This window comes from Mesorhizobium sp. M5C.F.Ca.ET.164.01.1.1, from assembly GCF_004792125.1.
GTDB lineage: Bacteria > Pseudomonadota > Alphaproteobacteria > Rhizobiales > Rhizobiaceae > Mesorhizobium > Mesorhizobium wenxiniae.
The window spans coordinates 1,669,883-1,688,447 of sequence record NZ_SRTG01000001.1 but is presented as its reverse complement, the minus strand read 5'-3'; the positions used below and the strand labels follow the sequence as shown (position 1 = coordinate 1,688,447).

General features: G+C 63.0%; 19 protein-coding genes. 12 read left to right on the top strand and 7 right to left on the bottom strand.

What is annotated here, in order from left to right:
* The first annotated feature begins 67 nt into the window (after positions 1–67).
* On the top strand, positions 68–943 hold the full coding sequence (gene gluQRS / locus EN807_RS08320; protein ID WP_135934566.1) for a tRNA glutamyl-Q(34) synthetase GluQRS: 876 nt from the start codon (positions 68–70) through the stop codon (positions 941–943).
* Positions 944–1,699: 756 nt separating this feature from the next.
* Positions 1,700–2,602 (top strand): EamA family transporter, encoded by a 903-nt coding sequence (locus tag EN807_RS08310; RefSeq protein WP_135934565.1) that lies wholly within the window; start codon positions 1,700–1,702, stop codon positions 2,600–2,602.
* Here the strand turns inward: EN807_RS08310 and EN807_RS08305 are convergent.
* Complete coding sequence (locus tag EN807_RS08305) at positions 2,572–3,423, bottom strand: YihY/virulence factor BrkB family protein (protein WP_135934564.1); 852 nt, start codon at positions 3,421–3,423, stop codon at positions 2,572–2,574. The genes EN807_RS08310 and EN807_RS08305 overlap by 31 nt on opposite strands.
* A gap of 57 nt (positions 3,424–3,480) precedes the next feature.
* Here EN807_RS08305 and EN807_RS08300 point away from each other — a divergent pair, with 57 nt between their 5' ends.
* The 7 genes from EN807_RS08300 (at position 3,481) to EN807_RS08270 (ending at position 8,913) form a co-directional block, all read left to right on the top strand.
* A complete protein-coding gene (locus EN807_RS08300; protein ID WP_135934563.1) occupies positions 3,481–4,347 on the top strand; it encodes an SDR family oxidoreductase in 867 nt (288 codons plus the stop codon).
* Between the two features lie 23 nt (positions 4,348–4,370).
* Entirely contained in the window at positions 4,371–4,562 is a 192-nt protein-coding gene (locus EN807_RS08295; RefSeq protein ID WP_127316040.1) for a twin transmembrane helix small protein, read from the top strand.
* A gap of 28 nt (positions 4,563–4,590) precedes the next feature.
* Complete coding sequence (locus EN807_RS08290) at positions 4,591–5,172, top strand: cob(I)yrinic acid a,c-diamide adenosyltransferase (protein ID WP_135934562.1); 582 nt, start codon at positions 4,591–4,593, stop codon at positions 5,170–5,172.
* A 25-nt stretch (positions 5,173–5,197) separates the two neighbouring features.
* Positions 5,198–6,001 carry a rhomboid family intramembrane serine protease gene (locus EN807_RS08285; protein ID WP_135934561.1) on the top strand — a complete coding sequence of 268 codons (804 nt, stop codon included), beginning with the start codon at positions 5,198–5,200 and terminating at the stop codon, positions 5,999–6,001.
* A gap of 212 nt (positions 6,002–6,213) precedes the next feature.
* Positions 6,214–6,963, top strand: coding sequence for an electron transfer flavoprotein subunit beta/FixA family protein (locus EN807_RS08280; protein ID WP_135934560.1), 750 nt, complete (start codon positions 6,214–6,216; stop codon positions 6,961–6,963).
* 24 nt (positions 6,964–6,987) lie between these two features.
* Entirely contained in the window at positions 6,988–7,917 is a 930-nt protein-coding gene (locus tag EN807_RS08275) for an electron transfer flavoprotein subunit alpha/FixB family protein (RefSeq protein ID WP_127316036.1), read from the top strand.
* Positions 7,918–8,034: 117 nt separating this feature from the next.
* A complete protein-coding gene (locus EN807_RS08270) occupies positions 8,035–8,913 on the top strand; it encodes a 3-hydroxybutyryl-CoA dehydrogenase (protein ID WP_029348585.1) in 879 nt (292 codons plus the stop codon).
* 125 nt (positions 8,914–9,038) lie between these two features.
* Here EN807_RS08270 and EN807_RS08265 read toward each other — a convergent pair whose 3' ends face one another.
* Entirely contained in the window at positions 9,039–9,677 is a 639-nt protein-coding gene (locus tag EN807_RS08265) for an NrsF family protein (RefSeq protein ID WP_135934559.1), read from the bottom strand.
* A gap of 1 nt (position 9,678) precedes the next feature.
* Positions 9,679–10,248 (bottom strand): sigma-70 family RNA polymerase sigma factor, encoded by a 570-nt coding sequence (locus EN807_RS08260; RefSeq protein WP_135934558.1) that lies wholly within the window; start codon positions 10,246–10,248, stop codon positions 9,679–9,681.
* A gap of 200 nt (positions 10,249–10,448) precedes the next feature.
* Here EN807_RS08260 and EN807_RS08255 point away from each other — a divergent pair, with 200 nt between their 5' ends.
* From EN807_RS08255 to EN807_RS08245, 3 genes are all read left to right on the top strand, one after another.
* Positions 10,449–11,456, top strand: a complete 1,008-nt coding sequence (locus EN807_RS08255) for an iron ABC transporter substrate-binding protein (protein ID WP_135934557.1) — start codon at positions 10,449–10,451, stop codon at positions 11,454–11,456.
* A 176-nt stretch (positions 11,457–11,632) separates the two neighbouring features.
* The gene (locus EN807_RS08250) at positions 11,633–13,219 is read left to right on the top strand and encodes an iron ABC transporter permease (RefSeq protein WP_189522371.1); all 1,587 of its coding nucleotides are present in this window, start codon (positions 11,633–11,635) and stop codon (positions 13,217–13,219) included.
* Positions 13,216–14,298: an ABC transporter ATP-binding protein gene (locus tag EN807_RS08245; RefSeq protein WP_135934555.1), complete on the top strand. Its 1,083-nt coding sequence runs from the start codon at positions 13,216–13,218 to the stop codon at positions 14,296–14,298. The genes EN807_RS08250 and EN807_RS08245 overlap by 4 nt, the downstream gene beginning before the upstream one ends.
* Before the next feature lie 48 nt (positions 14,299–14,346).
* On the opposite strand, the gene EN807_RS08240 is transcribed toward EN807_RS08245, so the two are convergent.
* The 4 genes from EN807_RS08240 to ugpB all read right to left on the bottom strand — a co-directional run bounded on the left by EN807_RS08240 (position 14,347) and on the right by ugpB (position 18,555).
* Positions 14,347–15,414 (bottom strand): sn-glycerol-3-phosphate import ATP-binding protein UgpC, encoded by a 1,068-nt coding sequence (locus tag EN807_RS08240; protein ID WP_135934554.1) that lies wholly within the window; start codon positions 15,412–15,414, stop codon positions 14,347–14,349.
* Positions 15,415–15,421: 7 nt separating this feature from the next.
* Positions 15,422–16,270: a sn-glycerol-3-phosphate ABC transporter permease UgpE gene (gene ugpE, locus EN807_RS08235; protein ID WP_135934553.1), complete on the bottom strand. Its 849-nt coding sequence runs from the start codon at positions 16,268–16,270 to the stop codon at positions 15,422–15,424.
* 8 nt (positions 16,271–16,278) lie between these two features.
* Positions 16,279–17,163 (bottom strand): sn-glycerol-3-phosphate ABC transporter permease UgpA, encoded by an 885-nt coding sequence (gene ugpA, locus EN807_RS08230; RefSeq protein ID WP_135935813.1) that lies wholly within the window; start codon positions 17,161–17,163, stop codon positions 16,279–16,281.
* Positions 17,164–17,244: 81 nt separating this feature from the next.
* Positions 17,245–18,555, bottom strand: a complete 1,311-nt coding sequence (gene ugpB, locus EN807_RS08225) for a sn-glycerol-3-phosphate ABC transporter substrate-binding protein UgpB (RefSeq protein WP_135934552.1) — start codon at positions 18,553–18,555, stop codon at positions 17,245–17,247.
* Between the last annotated feature and the right edge of the window lie 10 nt (positions 18,556–18,565).

The window sequence follows — 18,565 nt, the reverse complement described above, 5'->3', positions numbered from 1 at the left end:
GGCAGATGTAATCAGGCGCAAAGTAGCAACTGGCGAAAGCGCCGCACAACCCGATTGCCGCCGAACGATGATACTCCTGACATTCCGCTTCGCACCGAGCCCGAATGGCGAACTGCATCTCGGCCATGCCTATTCGGCGCTGCTCAATCAAAAATTGGCGTGGGCAACAGGCGGGCGCCTGTTGCTGCGCATCGAGGACATCGACACGACGCGCTGCACGCCGGAATTCGAGGCCGGCATTTTTCGCGATCTGAAATGGCTCGGGCTTGGCTGGGAAGAACCGGTGCGCCGCCAGTCCGAGCATTTCGCGGACTATCAGGCGGTGCTCGACCGGCTGATCAGGGAAGAACTCGTCTACCCGGCCTTCATGAGCCGTGGCGAAATCCGCGCCTTCATTGCCGACAGCGAAAAGCGCGGGCGCGACTGGCCGCGCGACCCGGATGGCGTGCCGCTCTATCCCGCCGTCGACAAGGCGTTGCCGACCAGGCAACGCATGCGACGGATCGCCGAGAATGCGCCTTTCGCCTGGCGGCTGGACGTTGGCGCTGCGATGGCGCGCGTCGGCACAGACCTGTCATGGCTGGAATTTTCGGATGAGGGGCTTTCCGCAACGCGCACGGTAGACGCCCGGCCGCAGGACTGGGGCGACGTTATCGTGGCGCGCCGTGAAATCCCGACCAGCTATCATCTCGCCGTCGTCCTCGACGACGCGCTGCAGGGCGTCAGCCATGTCGTACGCGGCCAGGACCTCTATTCCGCCACCGGCGTGCAGCGCCTGCTCCAGGAGATTCTTGGCCTGCCGCAACCGAGCTATTTCCACCATCGTCTCGTCCTCGGCCCGGACGGAAGAAAGCTGTCGAAGAGTCTTGGGGATACCGGCCTTGTCGCCTTGCGCGAGGCCGGCGCATCGCCGGCCGACGTCAGGCGGCTGATTGGGATTTAGTTCCTCGACACAGTAGTTTTGACAGGTCAGCGACCGTCCACAGCCCCTTTCAGCGGCCAATCTCACTGGCAGATCGCAAACCTAGCAGATTAGCCGAAACACCTCTTGCTTCGTCATCCCAGGGCGGAGCAAGGAGCGCAGCGACGCGGCGCAGACCCTGGGATCCATGCCGTTGCCTTGCGGCAGTGCTCCAGCGGACCAGAACCGAACGCCTACCACCCGCTGGCGAAGCGCGAGCCGTCGTCAGATTTAAGCTCCGGCATGCGGCGGCCAAGATCATTGGTGACACCGATGTAGATCGTGCCATGCTTCTGGCTCGCGGTCATATAAGCATAGCCGGTCATGGTGGAAGAGTAGCTGGCACCGTTGCGGATGCAAGCGCAGTTCTGAGCCGTTGCATTCTTCGGCTGAGGTAACGGAATGGATCCCAGGGTCTGCGCCGCGTCGCTTCGCTCCTTGCTCCGCCCTGGGATGACGAAGGCGCAGGGGCTACGGCTAATCGCCAGCGTCAGAGATGGCGGCTGGAGGCCCGCCGACAGCGACCGTCCACAGTCGCTTTCAGGCTCAGTCTAGGAACCAAATCCTCTGTGCAGAGGAACTGGATCATGCTTTGGCCTTGAAACCTCCCTGACCCAGACGCACCCTTCAATTCGGATGAGCCTATGGATCAACCGTTTGGTTTTGCTTGCCAGGTTGAACCGCATTACAGCAGTCGCGACACTCAACCCTCACCGATCACGCGGCAACCTCCCGAAAATGCACAGCATCAAGCGGTTCATCCCCGCCTCCTTTGTCGTCCTGTGGGCGACCGGCTTCATCGGTGCGCGATACGCCATGCCGTGGGCGGAACCCTTCACCTTTCTCGCCGCACGTTTCGTCTTGGCCGCCATCCTGTTGGCCGTTCTGATGATCGTGCTCGGCTCGAAGAGAGCCACCCGCGCCGAGGCGCTCCACGCGACCGGCGCCGGCATCCTGATGCATGGCGTCTATCTCGGCGGCGTGTTCTGGGCCATCCACAGGGGCATGCCGGCCGGGCTTTCGGCCCTGATCGTCGGGCTGCAGCCGCTGATCACGGCGGTGATGGCCGGCCGATTTCTCGGCGAGGCCATCCTGCCGCGCCATTGGGCCGGTCTCGGCATCGGCCTGGTCGGTGTGGTCATTGTGCTCTGGCCGAAACTTGGTGCCCTCGGCGGCGGCGTGACGGCCGAGACGCTGGCCGCCTCGCTTGTCTCGGTGCTCGGCATGAGCGCCGGCACGATCTGGCAGAAGCGCTTCGCCTCCGGCGGCGATCTCGTGGCGGCCACCAAATGGCAATATGTCGGCGGCGCATCGGTGATGGTCCTGGCCTCGCTCGCCTTCGAGACGCGAACGGTCGTCGTCAACGGCGAGTTGATCTTCGCCATGGCATGGTTGGTGCTGGTGCTGTCGATCGGCGCCATCTTCCTGTTGATGCTGATGATCCGCGGCGGCGAGATGTCGAAAGTCGCTTCGCTGTTCTATCTGGTCCCGGCGGTCACCGCGGTCATCGCCTGGATATTGTTCGGCGAACAGTTGAACCTGGTCCAGATCGTCGGCATGGCGATCGCGACGCTCGGCGTCGGGCTGGCAACCGCTCAGCCGACCAAGAATCAGCCAACGCGGGCGCGCGCCTCCAGATAGCGGCTGATCGCGGCATTGAGCTCACCGCCGAGGATGAAGATCGCCGAGACGATGTAGAGGAAGACGACCGCGACCATGATCGAGGCAAGGCCGGCATAGGTCGTCACATAGGACGAGAAACGGTCGAGATAGGCGGCGAAGATGGTCGACCCGATGAGCCAGGCAATCAGCGTGAAGATGATGCCCGGTATGATCGAGACGAAGCGGCGCTTGCCCGCAGGCAGCCAGTAATGCACCGCGAACAGCCCGCCGACGATGACGGCGGAGGCGATGATGTAACGCCACAGCGTGATCGTGCCCATATAGGGCTTTATCGATTCGAAATTGGCCTCGGCCAGCCGCCCCAGTAAGGGCGCGAAAACCACGAGCACGCTGATCACCAGAAAACCTGCCGTGGCGATCAGAACGAAGGCGATGCTCTGCACCCGGCGATAGATGATGCCGCGCGTTTCGGAAACGCGGTAGGCGCGGTTGAGCGAGGTGCGTAGCGCCTCGATGCCGTTCGAGGCGAAGAAGGCGGCAAGCAGCACGCCATAGGTCAACAGGTCGGTGCGCTGCACGGTGAGCACATTGAGCACTTCGCGCGCGATCGGCTTGGCGATCTGCTCGGGCCAGGTGTCGAAGACGAGATGCACTGCGGTGTCGGCAAAAGCCTGTGCGCCGAGGAAGCTGGCCAGTGTCGTGGCGAAAATCAGAAAGGGGAAAAGCGCCATCAGCGCCGTGATCGCCAGATGACTGGCCATCGCCCAGCCATCGTCTGCATCGAAATGGCCGAACGCGTCATAGAGCACGCGTTTGAGGGCTACGATCTTCCGCAACAAGAACCGCGTTCCCTTCGATTGTCTCGACGCCGCGAATATGGGAAGGGATTGCGGCAAATGGCAAGCCTAGGTCAAACCACGCTTCCTCCTGGAGAAGAATTGCGCACCATCATCATCACCGGTGCTTCTTCCGGGATAGGCGCCTATTGCGCCCGGGCGCTGAAGGCGGAAGGCTGGCAGGTCTTCGCGACGGCGCGCAAGCCAGAGGACATCGCTGCCCTTGAGGCCGATGGCCTCGAGGCTTTCTATCTGGACTACCGCGAACCTGGATCCATTGAGACGCTGCTGGCGTCGGTGCTGGAGCGGACCGACGGACGGCTCGATGCGCTGTTCAACAACGGCGCCTACGCCCAGCCCGGCGCCGTCGAGGACCTGCCGGTCGCAGCACTCAGGGAGCAATTCGAGGCGAATGTCTTCGGCTGGCATGACCTCACCCGCCGTGTCGTGCCGGTGATGCGCCGCCAGGGCCATGGCCGTCTTGTCCACTGCTCCTCGATCCTCGGCCTGGCGCCGCTGCCCTTTCGCGGCGCCTATTCGGCGTCCAAGCACGCGATCGAAGGGCTGATGCTGTGCATGCATCAGGAACTCCAGGGCAGCGGCATCCATGTCTCGCTGATCGAGCCGGGGCCGGTGATATCGAAGATCGCCAGCAACGGCCTTGTGTGGTTTCTCAGGAATATCGACCGTGAGAATTCCGTCCACCGCCTTGCCTACGAGGCGCAGCTGCAACGGCTGCAGGCCGGCGGCAGCACGTCACGGCTGAAGCCTGGGCCGGAGGTGGTTCATGCGGCCTTGCGCCATGCGCTTCTGTCGCGGCGCCCGCGTCCGCATTATGTGGTAACGGTGCCGGCCAGGATCGGCGTTATCCTCAAACGCATCCTGCCGGCATCAATGTTCTACCGCCTGCTTGCCAGACGCGCCTGAACGCAATCGACTGGAATCACACCATGGCAACCGTCTTCAACATCCTCGCTATCCTCGTCATGGTCGCCGTGGTGATCGTGCTGGTCCGCGGCCTCATCAACATGATGCGCGGCGGCGACGGCGTGACTTCCAACAAGCTGATGCAGATGCGCGTGCTGCTGCAGTTCGTGGCATTGGTGCTGATCCTGCTGGCGGTGTATTTCACCCGCAAGTGATGGGACGGACGATATCGGGAGGCAAAGCGTGGTCAAGCTCAACAAGATCTACACCCGCACCGGCGACGACGGCACCACCGGCCTTGGCACCGGTGAACGGCGGCTGAAATCCGATCTGCGCATCGACGCCTATGGCACGATCGACGAGGCCAATGCCTGCATCGGCATGGCCCGCATCCATACCGCAGCAACATATCCGGTGATCGACGCGATGCTCGGCCGCATCCAGAACGACCTTTTCGACCTCGGCGCCGATCTGGCCGTGCCGGACGATGGCAAGCCGCTCGGCTATGAGCCGCTGCGCATCATTAGCTCGCAGACCGACCGTGTCGAAAAGGACATCGACCTGCTCAACAAGGACCTGCAGCCGCTCAAATCCTTCGTGCTCAACGGCGGCACGGCGGCGGCGGCGGCCCTTCACCTTGCCCGCACGGTGGCGCGGCGGGCCGAGCGCATCATCGTGGCTTTGACGCAGGACCCAAGCGAGAATGTCAACCGCGAGGCGATAAGATACATCAACCGCGTATCGGACTTTCTGTTCGTCGCCGCACGCGCGGTCAATGACAATGGGAACGCCGACGTGCTATGGGTTCCCGGCGAGAACCGCTGAATCTGCCGAGGCGGGAGGGGGTCCGATGTTCATCCCGCTTTATGACACCAACCGGCTGCGCCACATCAAGCAGCAATATGTGACGATCGGGCTGATCGCGTTCAACACGCTGATCTACTTCGCCACCGCGCTTGGCGGCGAGCAGTTCACCAACGCCGCTGTGCTGGGCCTCGGCTTCATCCCGTCGGTCGTCCACGACAGCGTCGAACTGGCTCCGCAGTTTGTCGTGATCCCGGAGAGCCTGAGCTACGTCACCTATTCCTTCCTGCATGCCGACATTTTTCACCTCGGCGGCAACATGCTGTTCCTCTGGGTGTTCGGCGACAATGTCGAGGACGCGCTCGGTCATGTACGCTTTCTCGTGTTCTACCTGCTTTGCGCCATCGCCGGCGCCTTCTTCCAGGGCCTGATCGCGTGGGACTCGCAGGTTCCGCTGATCGGCGCCTCGGGCGCCATCGCCGGCGTGGTCGCCGCCTATCTGATCCTCTATCCCAGGGTGAAAGTATGGGTGCTGGCCTTCGCCCGCATTCCGCTGCGCATCCCGGCCTTCATCCCGCTCATCCTGTGGATCCTGTTTCAGATCGTGATGTTCGCCGCCGGTGGCGAGGATCAGATTTCCTGGGCCTGCCATGTCGGCGGCATTATCGCCGGAGCCGTGCTGGTGCTCATCTTGCGGAATCGCGCCGTACCACTGCTTGCCGGTGCTGAGGAAGAGGCAGTGGTGGTCGCCGGCCAGGTGCCTGTTGCCGCCGAGCCTGCTGCAAGCGACCCGCAGCCGGCGCAGGCGGCGCCGCGCTGGGGACGGGGAAGCGCCTCCAGTCCGGACTGAACCGATTTGAGTGCGTCACGGATAATTTGGGCGCTCCTCGGATATTGACGTGCGGGGTTGCCGCAACTACGGAAGCTTTCCCACACCAGGCGGTCGGAGACTAGAATTCCGTCCGGAATGTCGGCTTTCGACAACTCTGAAGAGGCGTGCGCTGCTATAGCGCGCCCAATTACCTTGAAAGAGGTGGCTATCGTGAAAGAGGTGACAGGCAAATGAAGATCCTTGTGCCCGTGAAGCGGGTTGTGGATGCGAATGTGAAGGTTCGTGTGAAAGCTGACGGTTCGGCGGTGGAACTCGCCAACGTCAAGATGGCGATGAACCCGTTCGACGAGATCGCGGTCGAAGAGGCGATCCGGCTGAAAGAGGCCGGCAAGGCGGAAGAGATCATCGTTGTCTCGATCGGGCCGCAGCAGGCGCAGGAGACCTTGCGCACCGCCCTCGCCATGGGCGCCGACCGCGCCGTCCTGGTCAAGACCGACGAGCAGACGGAGCCGCTGGGTGTCGCCAAGGTGCTGAAGGGCGTGGTCGAGGCGGAAAAGCCCGGTCTCGTCATTCTCGGCAAGCAGGCGATCGACGACGATTCGAACCAGACCGGCCAGATGCTGGCCGCACTTCTCGGCTGGGCGCAAGGCACTTTTGCTTCCAAGGTCCTTATCGATGGCGACAAGGCCAAGGTGACGCGGGAGGTCGACGGCGGCCTGCAGACGGTGGAGCTGAAGATGCCGGCGATTGTCACCGCGGATCTTCGCCTCAACCAGCCGCGCTATGCCTCGCTGCCCAACATCATGAAAGCCAAGAAGAAGCCGCTCGACGAGAAGAGCCCGGCCGACTACGGCGCCGACGTCAAGCCGCGGCTGAAGGTGATCAAGACCGAGGAGCCGGGCGGCCGCAAGGCGGGCGTCAAGGTCAAGAGCGTCGCCGAATTGGTTGACAAGCTCAAGAACGAAGCCGGCGTGCTGTAAGCGATCGGGAAAGGAACAAGAACAATGGCTATTCTCCTCATCGCAGAACACGACAATGCGACCCTTTCCGACCAGACCGCCAAGGCGCTTTCGGCGGCACTGCAGATCGGCTCGGACGTGCATGTGCTGGTCGCCGGCAAGGGCGCAAACGGCGCTGCCGGTGCTGCCGCCAAGCTCAAGGGCGTGAGCAAGGTGCTGCTCGCCGAAGCCGACGAACTCACCGAGCGCCTCGCCGAGCCGCTGGCGGCACTCGTCGTCGGCATAGCCGATGCCTATGACACGATCATCGCGCCGGCGACCTCGTCGGGCAAGAATGTCGCGCCGCGCGTGGCAGCCCTGCTCGATGTCGCGCAGGTATCGGAGATCATCGAAGTGGTATCGCCCGACACCTTCAAGCGGCCGATCTATGCCGGCAACGCCATCCAGACGGTGCAGTCGAGCGACGCCAAGAAGGTCATCACCGTGCGCACCGCATCCTTCCAGGCTGCCCCCGAGGGCGGTTCCGCCCCGGTCGAGGCGGTTCAGGCGGCAGCCAATCCCGGCCTGTCGAGCTTCGTCGAGAACAAGCTTTCCGAGACCGATCGTCCTGAGCTGACTTCGGCCAAGATCATCATCTCGGGCGGCCGCGCGCTCGGCTCTTCGGAGAAATTCCAGGAGGTCATCCTGCCGATCGCCGACAAGCTCGGTGCGGCCGTCGGCGCCTCGCGTGCCGCCGTCGACGCCGGCTACGCGCCGAACGATTGGCAGGTCGGCCAGACCGGCAAGGTGGTGGCACCCGATCTTTACATCGCCGTCGGCATCTCCGGTGCCATCCAGCATCTTGCCGGCATGAAGGATTCCAAGGTCATCGTCGCCATCAACAAGGACGAGGAAGCGCCGATCTTCCAGGTCGCCGATTACGGCCTCGTCGGCGACCTTTTCGTCATTCTGCCGGAACTGCAAAAGGCGCTTTGACGCCTTCTGCCAAAGCGTATTAAATTGTGAAGGGCGGGGTAGACGAAGTCGCCCCGCCCTCTTAGTTTGCACCGCACAAAAAGCAGGCCGCAAAGGCCTTTTGACGGGATCGGTGTAATGAACAAGATCGAGACGATCGGCATCATCGGCGCGGGCCAGATGGGCGGCGGCATCGCCCATGTGTCCGCGCTTGCGGGTTACAAGGTGCTGGTCTACGACATCTCACCCGACCGCATCGAAAAGGGCATCGCCACGATCAGCGGCAACATGGCCCGCCAGGTCGGCTCCGGCAAACTCGAGGAAAAGCTGCGCAACGAGGCGATGGCGCGCATTTCGGCAGCGCCCACCATGGCCGACCTTGCGGGTGCCGATCTGGTGATCGAAGCGGCGACCGAGGACGAGACGGTCAAGCGCAAGATCTACGCCCAGCTCTGCCCACAGCTCAATCCGGAAGCCATCCTGGCGACGAACACCTCGTCTATCTCGATCACCCGTCTCGCCGCGCAGACCGACAGGCCGGAGCGTTTCATCGGCATCCATTTCATGAATCCGGTTCCACTGATGAAGCTGGTCGAACTGGTACGCGGCATCGCCACCGAGGACCAGACCTTCGAAGCGGCAAAGGCCTATGTGAACCATCTCGACAAGACGATCACCGTCTCGGAGGATTTTCCGGCCTTCATCGTCAACCGCATCCTGCTGCCGATGATCAACGAGGCGATCTATACGCTCTATGAGGGGGTCGGCTCGGTCGACGCGATCGACACCGCCATGCGGCTCGGCGCCAACCATCCGATGGGACCGCTGCAGCTTGCCGATTTCATCGGCCTCGATACCTGCCTGTCGATCATGCAGGTGCTGCATGACGGCCTGTCCGATTCGAAATACCGCCCCTGCCCGCTGCTGGTGAAATATGTCGAGGCCGGTTGGCTCGGCCGCAAGACCGGACGCGGCTTCTATGATTATCGCGGCGAGCATCCCGTTCCGACGCGTTAGAGCATTTTTGGCGCCCAAAGTACGCGCTGACCTTCGTATACGATTATCCAGGCATCGGTGCTTTCCGAAATCGAATCCGATTTTCGGCCGATGCTCTTACCGTGGGTCTATTGTTCCGATCGCGACTACCAGCGCACGAAAAGCCGCCCGCCGATCGCACCGAGCGCGGCGAGGATGGCAACCGCGATCGTGTACCAGGTGGCGACGAAAAGCGGCGAGTCGTCGAAGCAGTGTGCGGCATAGAAAGTTGCCGCCAGCCCACCGGCGAGCAGGCCCGCCACCGTTCCGGCAAGCACCGGCCGCGTCGGGGCGCCATAGCGCAGCACCGCTAGGAAGACGGCAAGCGGACCGATGCCGATCAGCGGAATGAACGTCAGACAGATCACCAGATTGCTGCCGACCAGCCGCGTGCCCCAGTCGGCCGCAGGCACGGAAAGGAGTTCCAGAACCACCGCAATGACCACCAGCAGCGGTGCCGCAATCATCCAGGCCGCCTCCCTGCTCGTCGATGCACCGGGTGTCGACAGGGCGCGGATCAAGGCGAAGGCGCTGACGGCCAGAGCAATCGTGAAGACGAACTTGGCGAGGAAGCGCGTCGTATGCATGGCGGTCGCGATATCGGTGCGTGGGCCGATCGCCAGCCAGAAAACCACCGCCGCGATCACCGTGGCCGCACCGGCGGCCACCCACCAGGCCGAGCCAAGCGGCATCGCCCTGCTGCGGGCATCGGCGTCGAGCGCCTTGATGAGATCGTCGGTCCTCATGTCATTCCCGCTTGAACTGTTTGGCCCGCCCGAATTGTTTGGCCCCGAACCGTTTGGCGATGGTTGCGAGCCCACGATGCAGCGACACCCGCACCGCCGTCTCGCTGATGCCGAACTTCGCTGCCGTCTCGCCAATGGAACGGCCTTCGACCGACACCGACGAGACCACGGAACGCTGCGCCGGCGGCAGGCCGTCCAATGCCCGATTGATGTCGCGCTCGCTGACCGTCTCGGCCTCCGGTTCGGCAAAGGTCTCGGCGATCTCATCGATCTCGATCTCGATGCGCCGCCCGCGCCGCCGGAACGCGTCGATCAGCTTGAAACGCGCTATGGCGTAGACCCAGGGCAGCACGGCCAAGTCCTGGCGCCAGGTATGCCGTTTCACATGAATGGCCAGCAAAGTTTCCTGCACGACATCCTCGGGATCGACACCGCCCTGAACGATCCTGCGCCTGATAAAGCCCCGAACGAGAGCAGCCGTCCGGCGCAGGAAGTCGGCGTAAGCCCTTTCATCTCCCGCGATTGCGGACCGCATCAGCCGGGAAAGCTCGGCCTCGTCGTTGCCGGTCACAAGAGTTCACTCCCCGATATTCGCGCCTCGGCGCTGATTTGTTACGTGGCCGGCGAATAATGTCCAAGCCAAAATATGGGAATATCACGAAGGTTTCACCTCCAGCGCCCGATTGCGCCGCTCATCAATGTTGACTACATGGATCAGGATTTGATAGGTGCAGCCGTGCTAAATCAAAGAGATCGAGAGGGATGACATCCATGAAATATGCTCTTTCCGCCCTTGCCGGTGCCACGGCACTTGCAATCAGCCTGATCGCCGGCCCGGCGATGGCCCAGGACGGCGGCATCGTCGTCTACAATGCCCAGCACGAGAGCCTGACCGAGGCCTGGGTTGAAGGTTTCACCAAGGAAACCGGCATCAAGGTCACCGTTCGCCACGGCGGTGACAGCGATCTCTCCAACCAGATCGTCGCCGAAGGCGCCGCCTCGCCGGCCGACGTGTTCCTGACGGAAAACTCACCCGCCATGGCGCTGGTCGAGTCATCAGGCCTGTTCGCGCCGGTCGACGCCGATACGCAAGCGCAGGTCCCGCAGGAATACCAGCCGGCCAGCGGAAAATGGGTGGGCATCGCCGCGCGCAGCACCGTCTTTGTTTACGACAAGACCAAGCTGACCGCCGAGCAATTGCCCAAGTCACTGCTTGATCTCGCCGATCCGAGCTGGAAGGGACGCTGGGCCGCTTCGCCCTCCGGCGCCGATTTCCAGGCGATCGTCAGCGCGCTTGTGCAGCTCAAGGGTGAGGCCGCGACGGCCGACTGGCTGAAGGCGATGAAAGAGAACTTCACCGCCTACAAGGGCAACAGCACGGTGATGAAGGCGGTCAATGCCGGTGAGGTCGAAGGCGGCGTGATCTATCACTATTACTACTACGGCGACCAGGCCAAGACCGGCGAGAACAGCAAGAACATCGGGCTCCATTATTTCAAGAACCAGGATCCGGGCGCATTCGTCTCGGTTTCCGGCGGTGGCGTTCTGGCCTCCAGCAAGCATCCGAAGGAAGCCCAGGCATTCCTGAAATGGGTGACCGGCAAAGGTGGTCAGGACGTGCTGAAGACCGGCAATTCCTTCGAATACGCGGTCGGCAAGGGCGCGGATTCCAATCCGGCGCTCGTGCCGCTGGCCGATCTGCAGGCGCCGAAGGTCGATGCGACGACGCTGAACTCCAAGAAAGTGACCGACCTGATGACGGCAGCCGGCTTGCTTTAGTCGGCGTTCGTCCTAAAAGGGCAACCGACTGCGCTTCTGCGGGAATTCGCTTTCCGCAGGAGCGCTCTGTTTTTCGAGATGGCATTTGTCCATGACGACAGACTGCGTTTTTGGCCGTGTTTGCGGCCCTTGGATCGTTTCCGCCACCGGGCGGCAACGGCGCGGCGTCTGAGCTGATGCAATCTGCGGCCGACCTTGCACGTTCAGGCTCGCCGACCGGCGTGGCGGCTGGGCAATGGACGCGCCGGCGGCCCATATCCTGGATTTCGCTTGCCGCCATCCTGGTCTCACTTTTCTCCCTGCTGCCGCTCGCCTTCATCATTTGGATTGCCGTGCAGATCGGCTGGGAAACCGTATCGGCACTGGTGTTCCGGCCGCGCGTCGGCGGGCTCCTGGTCAACACGCTGCTTTTGGTGATGCTGGCCGTACCGATCTGCATCGTGCTCTCGGTGGCGCTGGCCTGGCTGACCGAACGCAGCGATCTTCCCGGTGCCCGCCTGTGGGCCTGGCTGTCGGTGGCGCCGCTTGCCATCCCCGCCTTCGTGCACAGCTACGCCTGGATCACCCTGGTGCCGGAACTACATGGCCTGTGGGCCGGCGTCCTGGTCTCCGTCGTCGCCTATTTCCCGTTCCTCTATCTGCCGGTGGCGGCAGCTTTGCGCCGGCTTGATCCTGCTCTCGAAGATGCCGCGGCAGCCGTCGGCCTCGGGCCCTGGCGCGTGTTCCGGCGGGTCGTGCTGCCGCAGCTCAGGCTCGCCATCTGCGGTGGCTCGCTGCTGGTTGGCCTGCATCTCCTGGCCGAGTATGGCCTCTACGTGTTCATCCGCTTCGACACCTTCACCACGGCGATCGTCGACCAGTTCCAGTCGACCTTCAACGGCCCCGCCGCCAACATGCTGGCGGCGGTGCTGGTGACATGTTGTTTCGTGCTACTCGGGATCGAAGTGATCGTGCGCGGCGAGGAGCGTTATGCCCGCGTCGGCTCGGGCGCCGCGCGGCAGCAGCAACGCACAAGGCTTGGCCGCGCCACGATTCCGTGTCTGCTGCTGCCGATCGTCACCACCCTGCTGGCGCTGGGCGTGCCGTTCGTCACCATCAGCCGCTGGCTAGTGGCCGGCGGTGCCGATGTCTGGCGCCTCGATGAGATCGGCCTGGCGCTCGGCCAGACCCTGTTCCTGGCGCTCGCCGGCGCCCTGCTAGCCACCATCGCCGCCATGCCGATGGCCTGGATCTCAATCCGAGCGCCGGGACCGCTGCAGCGTCTTCTGGAGGGTTGCAACTACATCGTCGGATCGCTGCCCGGCGTCGTCGTAGCGCTGGCGCTGGTCACCATCACCGTGCGCATCGCTCTGCCACTCTACCAGACCCTGTTCACGATCCTCGTCGCTTATGCACTGATGTTCCTGCCGCGCGCCCTGATTAGCCTGAGGGCTTCAATCGCGCAGGCGCCGGTCGAGCTCGAACGCGCCGCCGCCAGTCTCGGCCGATCGCCGCTCAAGGCGCTATGGTCGACGACGATCCGCCTGTCGGCGCCGGGGGCAGCGGCGGGCATGGCGCTGGTGGCGCTCGGCATCATGAACGAATTGACCGCAACGCAGATGCTGGCGCCCAACGGCACCCGCACGCTGGCGATGGCGTTCTGGGCCCACAGCGGCGAGATCGACTATGCGTCCGCCGCACCTTACGCCCTTATCATGGTGGCGATCTCGCTGCCGCTGACCTGGCTGCTCTATGTCCAGTCGAAGCGGATGGCCGGACGATGAGCTTCCTCGAACTCACCGGTGTGCACAAGCACTACGGCCCGGTGGCCGCACTGGCCGGTGTCGACCTCAGCGTGGCCAGCGGCAGCCGCACCGCGATCGTCGGGCCGTCCGGCTGCGGCAAGACGACCTTGCTGCGGCTGATCGCCGGCTTCGAGCCGCCGGATCGGGGTCGCATCGTGCTCGACGGCGAGGTATTGGCCAATGGCGGCGCCGCCGTGCCCGCATATCGGCGCGGCATCGGCGTGGTGGCGCAGGACGGCGCCCTGTTCCCGCATCTGACCATCGCCGCCAATATCGGCTTCGGCTTGCGACATCACGAGGACAAGCGCAGCGAGCGCATCGTCGAGCTCGCCTATATCGTCGGGCTCGACAAGGCGATCCTGAAACGGCGGCCGCACGAGCTCTCCGGCGGCCAGCAGCAGCGTGTGGCGCTGGCCCGCGCCATGGCCATGAAGCCGCGGCTGATGCTGCTCGACGAGCCGTTCTCGGCGCTCGACACCGGTCTGCGCGCCTCGATGCGCAAGGCGGTGGCCGAGCTTCTGGAGACCGCCGGCATAACCACGATCCTGGTCACGCACGATCAGGCCGAGGCGCTGTCCTTTGCCAGCCAGGTCGCGGTGATGCGCGACGGCAAATTCGCGCAGGTCGGCACGCCGCACGAACTCTATCTCAAACCGAAGGACAGGATGGTCGCCGAATTCCTCGGCGACGCCATCATCCTGCCGGCAAAGATCGCGGACGGTTTTGCCAGCTCGCCGCTCGGCCGCATCCCCGTCGACAGCACCGAGCGGCGCGATATCGTCCGCATCATGCTGCGGCCGGAACAGGTGCTGCTGAAACGGACATCGCGCGAAGGCATGTCGGGCACGCCGGACATGCTGTTCGGCGAAGTGACGGAGTCCGAATTCGCCGGTTCGATGTGCACCATCGCGGTGCGGCTCTTGAACAGTCCCGATCCACCGGACGCAGCCGCGATCGGCAACACGCCGTTGATTCTGCGCAAGCCGGGCATGGACACACCGGTGGTTGGCGAGATCGTCCGGCTGACGGTGTCGGGCAAGGCGCATGTGTTTGCCTGAACGGCGTTGCGCCTCGCGCGGTTCGCCAGTCAGGACGACAGGCTGGCTTCAATCGACCCGTTTTCCGGCCTGATCGAACCAATGCAGCTTTTCGGCTTTGGCCACGACACGCAACTGATCACCAGGCTTTGCGGCGGCGCGCCCTGAGACGCGCACGACGATACGGCTACCGCCTGCGGCGCAGTGAAGAAAGCTTTCGGCGCCGACCGGTTCGACTGCCTCGACTGTCGCCGGCAGGACGAGCGCACCGGCCAGCGCCTCCGCATTGAAGGTCACGTCGGCATCTTCCGGTCGAAAACCCAGTGTCACGGCTGGTGTTTCGCGAGCCGCAAAGCCGATCGCCGTCCCGTCGGGCAGCAGCGGGCCCGAGGAACTTCCGGTCAGCGTCAGAAGATTCATCGGCGGCGCGCCGATGAAGGAAGCGACGAAGATCGAGGCCGGCTTTTCGTAGATGTCGAGCGGCGCGCCCGTTTGCTCGACCAGTCCGGCGTTCATGACAACAAGAATGTCGGCCAGCGTCATCGCCTCCAGCTGGTCGTGGGTGACATAGACCGAGGTGACGCCAAGCGTGCGCTGCAAATTCTTGATCTCGACCCGCATCTGACCGCGCAATTTGGCATCAAGATTGCTGAGCGGCTCGTCGAACAGGAAGACTTTCGGATTGCGCACGATGGCGCGGCCCATGGCGACGCGCTGGCGCTGGCCGCCGGAAAGCTCGCGCGGGCGCCGGTCGAGCAGGGCCGAAAGCTCCAGCACCTTGGCGGTCGAGCGCACCCTGCTGTCGATCTCGTCCTTCGGCGTGCCGCGATTGCGCAGGCCATAGGCCATGTTGTCGTAGACCTTCATATGCGGGTAAAGCGCGTAGTTCTGGAACACCATGGCGATGTCGCGCTCGGTCGGGCCAATGGCGTTCACCACCTTGCCGTCGATGGCGACTGTACCGGCAGAAATCGTCTCCAACCCGGCGATCATCCTCAGCAGCGTGGACTTGCCGCAGCCGGAGGGGCCGACCAGAACGCAAAGCTCCCTGTCGGGAATGGCGATGGAGACCCCCTTCACGGCTTCGACGCCGCCGGGATAGACCTTCTTCACGTCCTTCAGATCGACGGTCGCCATCGGCTTCTCACTTTTCGGATTCGACCAGGCCGCGCACGAACCAGCGTTGCATCAGCACGACCACCAGGATCGGCGGCACGATGGCCAGCATCGCCGTGACCATGACCAGGTGCCATTGGGTGTCGGCATCGGCGAAGGAAACCATCTTTCTCAGCGCGATGACGATGGTGTTCATATCGTTGCTGTTGGTGACGAGCAGCGGCCAAAGATACTGCGTCCAGCCGTAGATGAAGAGGATCACGAAAAGCGCCGCGATGTTGGTGCGCGACAGTGGCAAGAGGATATCGAAGAAGAAGCGCCATGGCCCGGCACCATCGACACGTGCCGCCTCGACCAATTCGCCCGGTATGGTCATGAAAAACTGGCGGAACAGCAGCGTCGCGGTGGCCGAGGCAATCAGCGGGATGATCAGGCCGGCATAGGTGTCGATCATGCCGAGATCGACCATCACCTTGTAGGTCGGCAGGATGCGCACCTCCACGGGAAGCATCAAGGTGATGAAGATCAGCCAGAAGAAGATCATGCGCAGGGGAAAGCGGAAGAACACGATCGCGTAGGCCGACAGGATCGAGATGAATATCTTTCCCACCGCAACGCCGAGCGCCATGACCGTGGTGTTGAGGAGCAGTTGGCCGACGCTGACACCGCCGATGCGGCCAATACCGCCGAACAGCGCCTCGCTGTAATTGTTCCAGAGCTGGCCGCCGGGCAAGAGCGGCAGCGGCGGCCTGAGGATCGTTTGCAGCGTGTGTGTCGAGGCAACGAAAGTGTAGTAGATCGGAAAAGCTACGATCAATATGCCAAGGATGAGCACGGCATGGGCGATGAAGGTGCGGAGCGGGGATTGGCCGATCATCGCTGCCCTCAACCGTAATGGACTTTGCGTTCCACGTAGCGGAACTGGATGGCGGTGAGCGCAATGACGATGGCCATCAGGATGACCGACTGCGCCGCCGAGTCACCCAGGATCAGATTAACGAATCCGTCATTGTAGACCTTGTAGACCAGCGTCTCGGTCGCCTTGCCCGGCCCGCCGCCGGTGACGGCATGAACGATGCCGAACGTGTCGAACAGCGCATAGACAGTATTGACGACCAGCAGGAAAAACGTCGTCGGCGCAAGCAGCGGGAAGACGATAGTCCAGAAGCGCTTGGTCTCGCCGGCGCCATCCATGGCCGCCGCCTCGATCAGGGTTTTCGGCACCGCCTGCAGGCCGGCGACGAAGAACAGGAAATTGTAGCTGATCTGCTTCCAGGCAGCCGCCGACACCAGCAGGATCATGGCGTGGGTGCCGTTGAGCAGCGGGTCCCATGCGATGCCGAGGCTTCTCAGCAAATACGCCAACGCGCCGATCGAAGGATTGAACAGAAACAGCCACAGCATGCCGGCAATCGCCGGCGCCACGGCATAGGGCCATATCAACAGTGTGCGGTAGAGGCCTTTGCCGCGCACGGCCTTCTCGGCCATGACCGCAAGCAAAAGCGCCACGCCCATCGCAACGATCGCGGTCGCAAGCGAAAACACCACGGTGACCTTGATCGAGTTAAGGTAGGCCGGATCGGCCAGCACCTTGCCGAAATTGGCGAACCAGACGAACCTGGTCCTCAGCCCGAACGGGTCTTGCCTGAGCATCGACTGGTAAAGCGCCTGGCCGGCCGGCCAGTAGAAGAAAACCAGTGTTATGGCGAGTTGTGGCGCCACCAGCAGGTAGGGCAGGATCTTGTTGGGAAAGACGATGCGTGGAGACAGGCTGATTTCCCTCGCTATCCAGGAATCGCCCACGCGAGCTCGCGTGGGCGATATTCCAATCGACCAACCGAGATAATCTCGTCAGTTCTCTAGCGCTTCCTCGATCGCGGCGTTGCCGCGCGTGACCGCATTGTCGAGCGCCTGTTGAGCGGTTTGCTGGCCGGCCAGCATCTTCTCGAACTCCTCGTTCTGGATATCGCGCACCTGCGGCAGATTCGGCAGGCGCACGCCCTTCGAGTTGTCGGTCGGCGCCTTGCCCGTCATCTGCAGGATGGGCGTCTCGCGGCCGGGGTTCTTGTCATAGAAGCCTGATTTCTTGGTCGCTTCGTAGGCGGCGAGCGTCACCGGCAAGTATCCCGACTTCTGGTGCAGATATTCCTGCACATCGGTCTTGGACAGATAGGCGAAGAAGGTCGCGACGCCCTTGTATTGCTCGTCCGACTTGTTGCCGAAGACCCACAGGCTGGCGCCGCCCGGCGTGGTGTTCTGCGGTGCGCCCTTGGCGTCGGTGTCGTAGGGAAGCTGGCCGATGCCATAGTTCATGCCGGACTTGACGATATCGCCGAGACCGCCCGACGATTCGGTGAAGATGCCGCATTCGCCGGCAAGGAAGATCTGCTTGGCTTCGGAGGTGCGCCCGCCATATTTGAAGGTGCCGTCCTTGGCGAGGTCCGCGAGCGCCTGGAAGTGGTTGACGAAAATCGGCGCGTTGATTTTGAGCTCGACATCACCGCCGGCCAGGCCGTTCTGCTGGGTGGCCCACGATACATCATTCCACGCCGCAAAATTCTCGAGATGGATCCAGGTCAGCCAGGTCGAGGTGTAGCCGCATGAGGCGGCGCCACTTGCCTTGATCTTCTTGGCAGCTTCCCACACCTCATTCCAGGTCTTGGGCGGGTTGTTCACATCGAGGCCCGCCTTCTGGAAGATGTCCTTGTTGTAATAGAGGATCGGCGAGGAGGAGTTGTAGGGGAAGGACAGCATGGTGCCGTCCGGCTTCGAATAATAGCCGACGATGCCGGGCAGATACTGGCTCTTGTCGAAGGTCATCCCGGCACCGGTCATCACCTCGGCCACCGGCTTGATCGCACCCTCGGCCGCCATCATCACGCCGGTGCCGACATCGAACACCTGGAGAATATCGGGCGCCTGTCCAGCGCGGAAGGCAGCGATGCCGGCATTCAGCGTCTCGGGGTAGGTGCCCTTGAACACCGGAACCAGCTCATAGTCGCTCTGGCTGGCGTTGAAATCCTTGGAGATCTTGTCGACGACTTCGGCGTTGGCGCCGGTCATGGCGTGCCACCAGCTGATCTGCGTGACGGCGAAAGCGGACGTGGTGGAAAGCAGGGTCAAGGTGGCGGCGACACCGGCCGCGAAGCCGAAGAACTTCATGTTTCATCTC

Bases quoted from the DNA above. Each gene is read 5' to 3' on its own strand.
- gluQRS (WP_135934566.1), top strand. From the start codon at position 68: ATGATACTCCTGACATTCCGCTTCGCACCGAGCCCGAATGGCGAACTG.
- EN807_RS08310 (WP_135934565.1), top strand. From the start codon at position 1,700: ATGCACAGCATCAAGCGGTTCATCCCCGCCTCCTTTGTCGTCCTGTGG.
- EN807_RS08300 (WP_135934563.1), top strand. From the start codon at position 3,481: ATGGCAAGCCTAGGTCAAACCACGCTTCCTCCTGGAGAAGAATTGCGC.
- EN807_RS08295 (WP_127316040.1), top strand. From the start codon at position 4,371: ATGGCAACCGTCTTCAACATCCTCGCTATCCTCGTCATGGTCGCCGTG.
- EN807_RS08285 (WP_135934561.1), top strand. From the start codon at position 5,198: ATGTTCATCCCGCTTTATGACACCAACCGGCTGCGCCACATCAAGCAG.
- EN807_RS08280 (WP_135934560.1), top strand. From the start codon at position 6,214: ATGAAGATCCTTGTGCCCGTGAAGCGGGTTGTGGATGCGAATGTGAAG.
- EN807_RS08275 (WP_127316036.1), top strand. From the start codon at position 6,988: ATGGCTATTCTCCTCATCGCAGAACACGACAATGCGACCCTTTCCGAC.
- EN807_RS08270 (WP_029348585.1), top strand. From the start codon at position 8,035: ATGAACAAGATCGAGACGATCGGCATCATCGGCGCGGGCCAGATGGGC.
- EN807_RS08265 (WP_135934559.1), bottom strand. From the start codon at position 9,677: ATGAGGACCGACGATCTCATCAAGGCGCTCGACGCCGATGCCCGCAGC.
- EN807_RS08255 (WP_135934557.1), top strand. From the start codon at position 10,449: ATGAAATATGCTCTTTCCGCCCTTGCCGGTGCCACGGCACTTGCAATC.
- EN807_RS08250 (WP_189522371.1), top strand. From the start codon at position 11,633: ATGCAATCTGCGGCCGACCTTGCACGTTCAGGCTCGCCGACCGGCGTG.
- EN807_RS08245 (WP_135934555.1), top strand. From the start codon at position 13,216: ATGAGCTTCCTCGAACTCACCGGTGTGCACAAGCACTACGGCCCGGTG.
- EN807_RS08240 (WP_135934554.1), bottom strand. From the start codon at position 15,414: ATGGCGACCGTCGATCTGAAGGACGTGAAGAAGGTCTATCCCGGCGGC.
- ugpE (WP_135934553.1), bottom strand. From the start codon at position 16,270: ATGATCGGCCAATCCCCGCTCCGCACCTTCATCGCCCATGCCGTGCTC.
- ugpB (WP_135934552.1), bottom strand. From the start codon at position 18,555: ATGAAGTTCTTCGGCTTCGCGGCCGGTGTCGCCGCCACCTTGACCCTG.